We start from the raw sequence: 12,055 nt of genomic DNA on the forward strand, positions 1-12,055 counted from the left end.
TGAGTTCTCAAGGAACGGACGCTTCCTTTGTACTCACCCGAGAGACTCTCTCAGGCTTTCCTCCGGGCGCTTCCCTTCGGTGTTTCCAACCTTACCAGATCCTTTTTCCGTTCCGTTTCCGGTTCGGATTTCATTTCCGGTGGCCGTTGGAGGGCCTTTGCCTTTCGGCTGAACCGACTTTATCAGAAGTTTTGGGCCGGTCTGACCGGCGTTCATTTTCTGATTAATCGGAGGGGCTTCTCGAAGAATGTTATTTCGTGAAGCGCGCTAGACGCTAACCGTTGAAGCCGAACATGTCCAGTTCGGGTCAACTGTTCGAATCTACCTCCCCGTCCAGGCCGTGTCAACGGTCTTTCCGGGTGAGAGGAGACTAGCAGGTCACACGGGCAGTTCGCACATCAAGCGGCGGTCGGCTGCACGGCGCTGCGTTCGGCCTCGTCCAGGTCGCCGGACTCCCCTTCTCGTACGGCCCGGCCGCCCAGGACGTAGACGTACAAGAGGAACGCGAGCTCGGCGGCGATGCCTATGCCGATCCGGGCCCAGGTGGGGAGGCCCGACGGGGTGACGAAGCCTTCGATGGCGCCGGAGACGAAGAGGACGAGGGCCAGGCCTATCGCCATGCCCAGGGCGGCCCGGCCTTCTTCCGCGAGTGCGGTGCGGCGGGTGCGGGGGCCGGGGTCGATCACCGTCCAGCCGAGGCGGAGGCCGGTGCCGGCGGCGACGAAGACCGCGGTCAGTTCGAGGAGGCCGTGCGGGAGGATCAGGCCGAGGAAGGTGTCGAGGCGGCCGGCGGATGTCATGAGGCCGATGCCGACGCCCACGTTGAGCATGTTCTGGAAGAGGATCCAGAGGACCGGCAGGCCCAGGAAGATGCCGAGGACCAGGCACATCGCGGCGGCCTGGGCGTTGTTCGTCCACACCTGTGCCGCGAAGGACGCCGCCGGGTGGCTCGAGTAGTACGTCTCGTACTGGCCTCCGGGGCGGGTCATCTCCCGGAGTTCGGACGGGGCGGCTATGGAGGCCTGGACTTCGGGGTGCGTGCCTATCCACCAGCCGATCAAGGCGGCTATCGCGGTGGAGAGGAGCGCGGTGGGGACCCACCAGTGGCGCGCCCTGTAGACGGCCGCGGGGAATCCGTGGGTGAGGAAGCGGGTCACGTCGCGCCATGAAGCGGTACGGGTTCCCGTGACGGCGCTTCGCGCGCGTGCCACGAGTTGGGTGAGGCGGCCGACGATCCTCGGGTCCGGGGCGCTCGACTGGATCTGCGAGAGATGGGTGGCGGTGCGCTGGTACAGGGTGACCAGTTCGTCCGCCTCCGTACCGGTGAGGCGGCGCCGGCGGCGCAGCAGGGCGTCCAGGCGGTCCCACTCTGCGCGGTGGGCTGACACGAAGACGTCGAGGTCCATCCGGTCTGCTGCTCCTAGCTTTCCGGCACCTGTACGGCGCGATGTGAGCTCAGCTTGGCAGACTGGCGCTTCCAAGGGCAGGTCGGGGAAGGGTGGGTGGCCGGCGTGAGTGAGCTGGTGACAGGTGAGGCCGTGGCACTGGAGCTGCGGCCCGCGAAGCTGCCGAGCCGGGCGCTCGCCGTGCTCATCGACCTGGTGGCGGCGTTCGCCGTCTACATCGTGGTGTCGATCGGCGTCGTCGCGGCGACGGCCTCGCTGGACGACGCGGCGGCGGCCGCGCTGGCGGTGGCGATGTTCCTGCTGGTGCTGGTCGGGATTCCGATCGCCGTGGAGACGCTGAGTCATGGGCGCTCGCTCGGGAAGCTCGTGTGCGGGCTGCGGGTGGTGCGGGACGACGGCGGGCCGATCCGGTTCCGGCACGCGTTGGTGCGCGGGGCCGTCGGTGTCGTCGAGATCCTCATGACGTTCGGCGTCGTGGCGTGCATCGCGTCGCTGGTGTCGGCACGCGGGCGGCGCCTCGGGGACGTGTTCGCGGGAACGCTCGTCGTACGGGAGCGGGTGCCGGCCGGGCAGGCCTCGTTCGTGCCGGCTCCGCCCGCGTGGCTGGTGGGGCGGTTCTCGGAGCTGGATCTGTCGGCGGTGCCCGAGGGGCTGTGGCTGGCGGTGCGGCAGTACCTGACGCGGATGGGGCAGCTCGATCCGCAGGTGGGGTGGCGGATGGCGGAGGGGCTGGCTGCGGATCTCGCGGCGCGCACGGGGGCCCAGGTTCCGCAGGGGGTGCCGCCGGCGGCGTTCCTGGCGGCCGTGGTGCACGAGCGGCAGGCTCGGGAGGCTCAGCGGGCGTTCGGGGCGAGTGCGCAGGGCGGGCCCGTTCAGGCCGTGGGTTCCACGGGCACGTTCGCTCCGTCGGCTCCCGTTGCTCCCGTTGCTCCCGTTCCTGTTTCTCCGGGTGCCGTGCCGCCGGCCTCGCCGGCCTCCGGTTTCGTGGCTCCGGGCGGGCCGGGGCCGTACGGAGCGGACGGCGGCGCTCCCCCGCCCTCGCTGCGCAAGCCCGCGGACGGTGCCGAGCGGCCCGAGCCGCCCGCGACCGGGTTCGTGCCGCCTGCGTGATCCGGCCCGACGGGCCGGGGCGGGTCAGGGGAACGTCGAGGGCGGGGTCTCGAGGTGTTCCAGCTCGATGCCGGGGGCGGCGAGGACGACGTCGCCGCTGATGTGGACGGTGTGCTGCTCGCCCGTGTCCAGGGCTGTGACCTGGTACGCGTCCACGATCAGGGGTCCGTTGTCAGTGGCGTGTGTTTCGCTTTCCAGCAAGGTCCAGGACTGGTCCAGCGTGCGGGGCGCCAGCACGGGGTCGGTCAGTGCGACGAGGCGGACGCGGGTCGAGGGGGAAGCGGGGGTGAGGCGCAGCAGTCGTGCGGTGGCGACGAGGAACGCGGGGGACGTGCCGGTGAACGCGTGCGCGGGTGCGTTGCCTTCGGTGGCGTGGGTGCCGGTGGGGTCGGTGCGCACCCAGGTGACGCCGTCGAGGGCGGCTCCTCGGACCTGCCAGCTCGCCGCGTTCAGTTCGAGGCGGAGGGGGCGGCCGAGTTCGTCGAGGGCGAGGTCGATCGAGCCGGAGTGATCGCCGGAGGGGGTGGTCCGCTGGGCCACGTAGCGCCAGCCGGAGGGGCCGGGGGCGCAGTGGAAGTGTTCTTCACCGAGGGGGGTGTGATCGTGCGGATCGTGGAGCGAATATCGGCCGCGGGGCATGGGGTTCGTGGCGTCCTCTGTCTGGCCCGGTGACGCGGGTCCGGGCTGTCTGACGGGTCCGGGCCGCCGGTGATCGGGCCGGCGGGTGCGGGCCGCTCCACGGGACAGGCCCCCGGCACGGGGGTGCGGGGGCCTGTCCTTGCAGCGCGGTTCAGCTCGGCCTGGTGTCAGGCGGGGTGATGCGTGCGGAGCAGCGGGTGCTCAGTAGCGGTAGTGGTCGGGCTTGTACGGGCCGTCGACCTCGACGCCGATGTACGAGGCCTGCTCCGGGCGCAGCTGGGTGAGCTTGACGCCGAGGGAGTCGAGGTGGAGGCGGGCGACCTTCTCGTCGAGGTGCTTGGGCAGCACGTAGACGTCGGTCGGGTACTCCTCCGGCTTGGTGAACAGCTCGATCTGGGCCAGCGTCTGGTCCGCGAACGAGTTCGACATCACGAACGAGGGGTGGCCGGTGGCGTTGCCCAGGTTCAGCAGGCGGCCCTCGGACAGCACGATGAGGACCTTGCCGTCGGGGTAGGTCCAGGTGTGGACCTGCGGCTTGACCTCGTCCTTCACGATCCCCGGGGTCTTCGCGAGACCGGCCATGTCGATCTCGTTGTCGAAGTGACCGATGTTCCCCACGATCGCCTGGTGCTTCATCCTGGCCATGTCGGCGGCCATGATGATGTCCTTGTTGCCGGTCGTGGTGACGAAGATGTCCGCCTTGTCGACGACCTCGTCCAGCGTCGTGACCTGGTAGCCGTCCATCGCCGCCTGCAGCGCGCAGATCGGGTCGATCTCCGTGATGATCACCCGCGCGCCCTGACCACGCAGCGACTCCGCGCAGCCCTTGCCCACATCGCCGTAACCGCACACGACAGCCGTCTTGCCACCGATCAGCACGTCCGTGGCGCGGTTGATGCCGTCGATCAGCGAGTGACGGCAGCCGTACTTGTTGTCGAACTTCGACTTGGTGACGGCGTCGTTCACGTTGATCGCCGGGAACAGCAGGGTGCCGTCACGGTGCATCTCGTACAGACGGTGGACACCCGTCGTGGTCTCCTCCGTCACACCACGGATCTCCGAGGCGAGCTGGGTCCAGTCCAGGGAGCTGTTCTCCAACAGGGCTCGTACGACGGCGAGTTCGTCGTTGGACGCCTCGGGCAGCTCACCGGTCTTCTGGTACTCGACGCCCTTGTGGACGAGCAGGGTGGCGTCACCGCCGTCGTCGAGGATCATGTTCGGGCCCGCGTGGCCGGGCCAGGTCAGGGCCTGCTCGGTGCACCACCAGTACTCCTCGAGGGTCTCGCCCTTCCAGGCGAAGACCGGGATGCCGGCGGCGGCGATGGCGGCGGCGGCGTGGTCCTGGGTGGAGTAGATGTTGCAGGAGACCCAGCGGACCTCGGCGCCGAGGGCGACCAGGGTCTCGATGAGGACGGCCGTCTGGACCGTCATGTGCAGGGAGCCGGTGATCCGGGCGCCGGCCAGGGGCTGGGCCTGCGCGTACTCCTTGCGGATCGACATGAGGCCGGGCATCTCGTGCTCGGCAAGGGTGATCTCCTTGCGGCCGAACGCCGCGAGGGAGAGGTCGGCGACCTTGAAGTCGGTGAACTCAGCTGACATGGAGGCTCCTCGAGCTCAGTACGTTGCGGTGGATGTCCAGGGCAGCCGTGGACTTGTTGAGCGTGATGTAGTGCAGGCCGGGCGCGCCTTCGGCGAGCAGCCGGTCCGCCATGAGGGTCGCGTGGTGGACGCCGATCTCGTGCGCGACGTCGGGCCGGTCCCGGGCGGCTTCGAGACGGTGGGCCAGGTCCTCGGGGAACGCGGCGTCGGAGAGCTCGGCGAAGCGGCGGATCTGCCGGACATCGGTGGCCGGCATGATCTCCGGGATGATCGGCACGTCGCACCCTGCGGCCACGACCCGGTCGCGCAGCCGCAGATAGTCCTCCACGTCGAAGAACATCTGCGTGATCGCGTAGTCGGCGCCGGCCCGGCACTTGGCGACGAAGTGACGGATGTCGCTGTCCCAGTCCGCCGAGCGCGGGTGCTTCTCCGGGAACGCGGCGACGCCGATGCTGAAGTCGCCGAGCGAGCGGACGAGTTCGACGAGCTGCCAGGCATGGTTGAGGCCCTCGGGGTGCCGCGTCCAGGGCCCCTTGGGGTCGCCGGGCGGGTCGCCCCGCAGCACCAGCACGTCGCGCACCCCGGCGTCCGCGTACCGGCCGATGATGTGCCGCAGCTCGGCCACCGAGTGTCCGACGGCGGTCAGGTGGGCGACCGGGCGCAGAGTCGTCTCGGTCGCGAGGCGCTCGGTGACGTCGATCGTCCGGTCCCGGGAGGAGCCGCCGGCCCCGTAGGTGACGGACACGAAGTCGGGGGCCAGCGCCTCGATGCGGCGCACGGCCTGCCACAGGGTCTGCTCGCCCTTGGCGGTCTTCGGCGGGAAGAACTCGAAGGAGAAGGTCCGGGTGCCGCGCGCCAGGGTGTCGCGCAGGGTGCTCACGGGCGTCCTCCGGCGTTGAAGTAGCTCGCTTCGGGGTGGTGCAGGACGAGGGCGTCCGTCGACTGCTCGGGGTGGAGCTGGAACTCCTCGGAGAGGACGACCCCGATCCGCTCGGGCCGGAGCAGGTCCGCGATCTTGGCCCGGTCCTCCAGGTCCGGGCAGGCCGGATACCCGAGGGAGTAGCGGCAGCCCTGGTACTCGGTGCGGAACATGCCGTCGAGCGCCGTGGGATCGGCTCCGGCGATGCCCAGCTCGGAGCGGACGCGGGCGTGCCAGTACTCGGCGAGGGCCTCGGCCAACTGGACGGACAGGCCGTGCAGTTCGAGATAGTCGCGGTAGGAATCGGAGGCGAACAGCTCGGCCGTGGCCTCGCCGATCTTCGAGCCCATGGTGACCACCTGGAGGCCGACGACGTCCGTCTCGCCCGACTCCTCCGGACGGAAGAAGTCCGCGAGGCACAGGCGACGGCCGCGGCTCTGGCGCGGGAAGGTGAAGCGAGTCCGCTCGTTGCCGAACTCGTCCAGGACGATCAGGTCGTCGCCCTTGGACACGCACGGGAAGTAGCCGTGCACGACGGCCGCTTCCAGAAGGTTCTCGGTGCGCAGCCGGTCCAGCCACATCCGCAGCCGGGGCCGGCCCTCGCGTTCGATGGTGTCGCCCTTGAGTCCCCACTGCCCCTTGAACAGGGCGGCTTCGTCGAGCCAGGAGGCGTAGTCCTTGAGCGGGATGCCCTTGATGACGCGGGTGCCCCAGAACGGCGGCTGCGGGACCGGGTTGTCGACGGCGACGTCGGAACGCCCGACGCTCGCAGGCTCCTCCAGCCGCAGCTCCCTCTTCGGCACCCGGCGCTGCTTGAGCTCGGGCAGCGTGGCCCCGGCGACACCGCGCTTGACCGCGATCAGAGCATCCATCAGACGCAGGCCCTCGAACGCGTCCCGGGCGTAGCGGACCTCGCCCTCGTAGATCTCGTGGAGGTCCTGCTCCACGTAGGCGCGGGTCAGGGCCGCGCCGCCGAGGATGACGGGGTAGTCGGCGGCCAGCTTGCGCTGGTTGAGCTCCTGGAGGTTCTCCTTCATGATCACGGTCGACTTGACCAGGAGCCCCGACATGCCGATCACATCGGCCTTGTGCTCCTCGGCCGCGTCCAGGATCGCGGAGACGGGCTGCTTGATGCCCAGGTTGACGACGTTGTAGCCGTTGTTCGACAGGATGATGTCGACGAGGTTCTTGCCGATGTCGTGGACGTCGCCGCGCACCGTGGCCAGCACGATCGTGCCCTTGCCCTCGGCGTCCGACTTCTCCATGTGCGGCTCCAGATAGGCCACCGCGTTCTTCATCACCTCGGCCGACTGCAGCACGAACGGCAACTGCATCTGCCCCGAGCCGAACAGCTCGCCCACCGTCTTCATGCCGTCGAGCAGCGTGTTGTTGACGATGTCGAGGGCTGGGGTGTCCGCCAGGGCTTCGTCGAGGTCGGCTTCGAGCCCGTTCTTCTCGCCGTCGATGATGCGGGCCTTGAGCCGCTCCTCCAGCGGGAGCGCCGCCAGTTCCTCGGCCTTGCCGGCCTTCAGGGACTTCGTGGTGGCGCCCTCGAACAGCTCCATCAGCCGCTGCAACGGGTCATAACCCTCTGCACGCCGGTCGTGGATCAGATCGAGCGCTACCTTGACCTGCTCGTCGTCGAAGCGGGCGATCGGCAGGATCTTGGAGGCGTGCACGATCGCCGAGTCCAGACCCGCCTTCACGCACTCGTCGAGGAAGACCGAGTTGAGCAGGATGCGGGCGGCCGGATTGAGGCCGAAGGAGATGTTGGACAGGCCGAGGGTGGTCTGCACGTCCGGGTGGCGGCGCTTCAGCTCGCGGATCGCCTCGATCGTCGCGATGCCGTCGCCGCGCGACTCCTCCTGGCCCGTGCAGATCGTGAAGGTGAGGCAGTCGATGAGGATGTCGGCCTCGCGGATGCCCCAGTTCCCGGTCAGGTCGGCGATCAGCCGCTCGGCGATGGCGACCTTGTTCTCGACGGTGCGGGCCTGGCCCTCCTCGTCGATGGTCAGCGCGATCAGCGCCGCGCCGTGCTCCTTGGCGAGCCGGGTGACCTTCGCGAAACGCGACTCCGGGCCGTCACCGTCCTCGTAGTTCACCGAGTTGATGACCGCACGCCCGCCCAGCTTCTCCAGACCCGCCTGGATGACGTCGACCTCGGTCGAGTCCAGCACGATCGGCAGCGTCGACGCCGTCGCGAAGCGGCCGGCCAGCTCCTCCATGTCCGCGACACCGTCACGGCCCACGTAGTCCACACACAGGTCGAGCATGTGCGCGCCCTCACGGATCTGGTCGCGCGCCATCTCCACACAGTCGTCCCAACGGCCCTCCAGCATGGCCTCACGGAACTTCTTCGACCCGTTCGCGTTCGTCCGCTCACCGATCGCCATGTACGCCGTGTCCTGCCGGAACGGCACCGTCTGGTAGAGAGAGGAGGCACCCGGCTCGGGCTGCGGAGCACGCTCGGGCGGCGTCATCTCCCGTACGCGCTCCACGACCTGACGCAGATGCTCAGGAGTCGAACCGCAACAGCCACCGATCAGCGACAGGCCGAAGCTGTTGACGAAGTTCTCCTGCGCGTCCGCCATCTCCACCGGGGTCAGCGGGAAGTGCGCGCCGTCCTTGGTCAGGATCGGCAGACCCGCGTTCGGCATGCACATCAACGGCGTCGTGGAGTGCTGCGCCAGGTAGCGCAGGTGCTCGCTCATCTCCGCCGGACCCGTCGAACAGTTCAGGCCGATCAGATCGATGCCCAGCGGTTCGAGGGAGGTCAGCGCGGCGCCGATCTCCGAGCCCAGCAGCATCACACCGGTCGTCTCGAAGGCCAGCGAGCAGATCAGCGGGACCTGGACACCCAGGGCGTCCATGGCCCGGCGGGCGCCGATCAGGCTGGACTTGGTCTGGAGGAGGTCCTGGGTGGTCTCGACGATCAGGGCGTCGGCGCCGCCCGCGAGCAGGCCCTCGGCGTTCTGCTGATAGCCGTCACGGATCGTCGCGTAGTCGATGTGGCCCAGCGACGGCAGCTTCGTGCCCGGACCGATCGAGCCCAGCACCCACCGCTGCCGGCCGTCCTTCGCCGCGAACTCGTCCGCGACCTCACGCGCGATCCGGGCGCCCGCCTCGGACAGCTCCACGATCCGGTCCGCGATGTCGTACTCGCTCGACGCCGTGTGGTTCGACCCGAACGTGTTCGTCTCCACGCAGTCCACACCGACCGCGAAGTACTCCTCGTGCACCGAACGCACGATGTCCGGGCGCGTGACGTTGAGGATCTCGTTGCAGCCTTCCAACTGCTGGAAGTCGTCCAACGAAGGGTCCTGCGCCTGCAACATCGTCCCCATGGCGCCGTCCGCCACCACGACACGGGTGGCTAGGGCGTCCCTGAGGGCGGCCACGCGGGCTCGGGGATCGGATGCGGGCGTCATGACAGGTCTCCGAGCCAGTCGGTGAGCGGTCCGGCCGCGGCCCCGTAGGTCCGGGTCACCGTGCCGAGAAGTGCGGCGCCGTCCACGCGGTAGGTCTGGGAGCCCACGGCCGCGAGGGCGAGGGCGGCCACGGCGCAGCCGAGGCGGGCGGCGGTCTCGATCGGCAGGCCGCGGGAGACGGCGCCGAGGAAACCGGCCCGGAACGCGTCGCCGACGCCGGTCGGGTCGGTGACCGGGACGTCGGGGACGGCCGGCACGGTCAGCGCGGGGCGGCCCTCTGCCTCGATGCGCACGCCGCGTTCGCCGAGGGTGGTGACCCAGGTGCCGACGTGGTCCAGGACCTCGTCGCGGGTCCACCCGGTCCGCTCGCACAGCAGCGCGGCCTCGTACTCGTTGGTGAACAGCCAGCGTGCCCCGGACACCAGCTGCCGGGTCTGCGGGCCGTCGAGCCGGGCCAGTTGCTGGGAGGGGTCGGCCGCGAAGGCGAGGCCGAGTTCGCGGCACTGGCGGGTGTGCCGGAGCATCGCGTCCGGGTCGTTGGGCGCGACGACGACCAGGTCGAGTTCGGCGGCGGGCACGGGCAGCCGGGTGAGGTCGATCTCGCGGGCCTCCGCCATCGCCCCGGTGTAGAAGGAGGCGATCTGGTTGGCGTCGCGGTCCGTGGTGCACATGAAGCGGGCGGTCTGCCGTTCGGCCGACACATGGACACCGCCGGTGTCCACGCCGTGCTCCTTGAGCCACACCTCGTACTCGCCGAAGTCGGCGCCGACGGCGCCGACCAGCAGCGGGCTCAGGCCGAGGCCGCCGAGGCCGAAGGCGATGTTGGCGGCCACGCCGCCCCGTCGCACGTCGAGGCTGTCGACGAGGAACGACAGGGAGACGTGGTCCAGCTGATCGGGGATCAGCTGGTCCGCGAACCGGCCGGGGAAGACCGTCAGATGGTCGGTGGCGATCGATCCGGTCACCGCTGTACGCACGCGAGCACTCCCGTCGGGCCGAGCGCCCCGGTCAGACACCGACGGCCAGCTTGAGCTGCTGGGCGCGGTCGGTCCGCTCCCAGGTGAAGTCGGGCAGTTCGCGGCCGAAGTGTCCGTAGGCGGCCGTCCGGGCGTAGATCGGACGGAGCAGGTCGAGGTCGCGGATGATCGCGGCCGGGCGCAGGTCGAAGACCTCGCGGACGGCCTGCTCGATACGGTCCTGGGAGACGCGGCCGGTGCCGAAGGTCTCGACGAAGAGGCCGACGGGCTCGGCCTTGCCGATCGCGTACGCGACCTGGACCTCGCAGCGCTCGGCGAGGCCGGCGGCGACGACGTTCTTGGCGACCCAGCGCATCGCGTAGGCGGCCGAGCGGTCGACCTTGGACGGGTCCTTGCCGGAGAAGGCGCCGCCGCCGTGGCGGGCGTAGCCGCCGTACGTGTCGATGATGATCTTGCGGCCGGTGAGCCCGGCGTCGCCCATCGGGCCGCCGATCTCGAAGCGGCCGGTCGGGTTGACCAGCAGGCGGTAGTCGTCGGTCTCGAGCTTGATGCCGTCCTCGGCGAGGCGGGCCAGGACGTGCTCGACGACGTGCTCCCGGATGTCCGGGGTGAGCAGCGAGCCGAGGTCGATGTCGGGCGCGTGCTGGGAGGAGACGACGACGGTGTCGAGCCGGACAGGGCGGCTGCCGCGGTACTCGATGGTCACCTGGGTCTTGCCGTCGGGGCGCAGGTACGGGAGCGTGCCGTCCTTGCGGACCTCCGTCAGCCGGCGGGAGAGCCGGTGGGCCAGCTCGATCGGGAGCGGCATCAGGTTCGGCGTCTCGTTGGTCGCGTAGCCGAACATCAGGCCCTGGTCGCCGGCGCCCTGCCGGTCCAGCTCGTCGTCGTCGCCCTCGACGCGCTTCTCGTACGCCGTGTCGACGCCCTGCGCGATGTCGGGCGACTGGGCGCCGATGGAGACGGAGACGCCGCAGGACGCGCCGTCGAAGCCCTTGGCCGAGGAGTCGTAGCCGATGTCCAGGATCGTGTCGCGCACGAGCTGGGCGATCGGCGCGTAGGCCTTCGTCGTGACCTCGCCGGCGATGTGGACCTGGCCGGTGGTGATCAGGGTCTCGACGGCGACGCGGGAGGCGGGGTCCTCGCGCAGCAGGGCGTCCAGGATCGTGTCGCTGATCTGGTCGGCGATCTTGTCGGGGTGGCCCTCGGTGACGGACTCCGAGGTGAACAGGCGAGAGGACATGGTTCTCCAAAGGGCAGGGCGGACGGAGTGTCAGGCCGTGGCGGTGACGCCGGTGTCGGCGTACCGGCCGGCGGGGCGGTGCAGTCCGAGCCGGGCGCGCAGGGTCGGCGCGTGCGGGCGGCCGGAGACTCCGGCGGCCGTGACGCGTTCCGGGTCGCGGGCGTCGCGCAGGTCGACGACGAGACCGTCGGCGTCCGAGGCGGCGAGCAGGTCCCCGGCGCCGGCGGGCGTGGTCAGCAGGATCTTGGCGCCGGGGGCCCGGTCGCGGACGCCGGGCACGTCGGCCGGGTCGTCGAGCAGGACGAGGTCGGCGTGCGCGGCCAGGGCGGGCCCGGACACGGCGACGACGGGGTGGCCCTGCGGCGGGCGGGCCACGTTGAGGGGGCCGGCGACGTCGTAGTGGCGGCCCCGGTGGTCGAGGCGGTGCATCGCGTCGAGGCGCCAGTACAGGCCGTCGGTGCGGTCGTGGACGTAGGCGTCGTCGTCGAAGCTGTCCCACAGGCCGCGGGCGACGTCGATCAGTTCGGCGGTCCGGCCCTCGGGGTCGCCGGTGCCGGCGAGCCAGCCGGTGCGGCCCCGGCCGAGGTGGTCGAGGGAGGCGACGATGCGGGCCACGTGGTAGGGCGCCTGGTCGGCGGGGAGCGCGGAGACGATCAGGCCGATGCGCTCGGTGCGGGCGGCGAGCGCGGCGGCGAGCGTGGTGGCGCGCCGAGCGCCCGGGCGCGCGGCGCGGCCCC

9 protein-coding genes are annotated in these 12,055 nt (G+C 70.3%); 1 reads left to right on the forward strand and 8 read right to left on the reverse strand.

Annotated elements, in window-relative coordinates:
• Positions 1-398: 398 nt before the first annotated feature.
• Positions 399-1,406 (reverse strand): stage II sporulation protein M, encoded by a 1,008-nt coding sequence (locus ACFW9D_RS00005; protein WP_188338562.1) that lies wholly within the window; start codon positions 1,404-1,406, stop codon positions 399-401.
• A gap of 105 nt (positions 1,407-1,511) precedes the next feature.
• On the opposite strand from ACFW9D_RS00005, the gene ACFW9D_RS00010 reads away from it, so the two are divergent.
• The gene (locus ACFW9D_RS00010; protein ID WP_384616293.1) at positions 1,512-2,516 is read left to right on the forward strand and encodes an RDD family protein; all 1,005 of its coding nucleotides are present in this window, start codon (positions 1,512-1,514) and stop codon (positions 2,514-2,516) included.
• A gap of 24 nt (positions 2,517-2,540) precedes the next feature.
• On the opposite strand, the gene ACFW9D_RS00015 is transcribed toward ACFW9D_RS00010, so the two are convergent.
• From ACFW9D_RS00015 to ACFW9D_RS00045, 7 genes are all read right to left on the reverse strand, one after another.
• Positions 2,541-3,155, reverse strand: a complete 615-nt coding sequence (locus ACFW9D_RS00015) for a hypothetical protein (RefSeq protein ID WP_188338560.1) — start codon at positions 3,153-3,155, stop codon at positions 2,541-2,543.
• 201 nt (positions 3,156-3,356) lie between these two features.
• Positions 3,357-4,754 carry an adenosylhomocysteinase gene (gene ahcY / locus ACFW9D_RS00020; RefSeq protein WP_384616295.1) on the reverse strand — a complete coding sequence of 466 codons (1,398 nt, stop codon included), beginning with the start codon at positions 4,752-4,754 and terminating at the stop codon, positions 3,357-3,359.
• Entirely contained in the window at positions 4,744-5,634 is an 891-nt protein-coding gene (gene metF / locus ACFW9D_RS00025) for a methylenetetrahydrofolate reductase [NAD(P)H] (protein WP_188341914.1), read from the reverse strand. The genes ahcY and metF overlap by 11 nt, the downstream gene beginning before the upstream one ends.
• Positions 5,631-9,101: a methionine synthase gene (gene metH / locus ACFW9D_RS00030; protein ID WP_384616297.1), complete on the reverse strand. Its 3,471-nt coding sequence runs from the start codon at positions 9,099-9,101 to the stop codon at positions 5,631-5,633. The genes metF and metH overlap by 4 nt, the downstream gene beginning before the upstream one ends.
• Complete coding sequence (locus tag ACFW9D_RS00035; RefSeq protein WP_384616299.1) at positions 9,098-10,078, reverse strand: carbohydrate kinase family protein; 981 nt, start codon at positions 10,076-10,078, stop codon at positions 9,098-9,100. Before ACFW9D_RS00035 ends, metH begins: the two co-directional genes overlap by 4 nt.
• Positions 10,079-10,109: 31 nt before the next feature.
• Positions 10,110-11,318: a methionine adenosyltransferase gene (gene metK / locus ACFW9D_RS00040; protein WP_384616301.1), complete on the reverse strand. Its 1,209-nt coding sequence runs from the start codon at positions 11,316-11,318 to the stop codon at positions 10,110-10,112.
• A gap of 30 nt (positions 11,319-11,348) precedes the next feature.
• Positions 11,349-12,055: LLM class flavin-dependent oxidoreductase (locus ACFW9D_RS00045; protein ID WP_384616302.1), on the reverse strand; the 707-nt coding region annotated here is incomplete at its 5' end.

Origin of the sequence: Streptomyces sp. NPDC059524, from assembly GCF_042749255.1 — a bacterium.
GTDB classification, from domain to species: Bacteria; Actinomycetota; Actinomycetes; order Streptomycetales; family Streptomycetaceae; genus Streptomyces; species Streptomyces xanthii.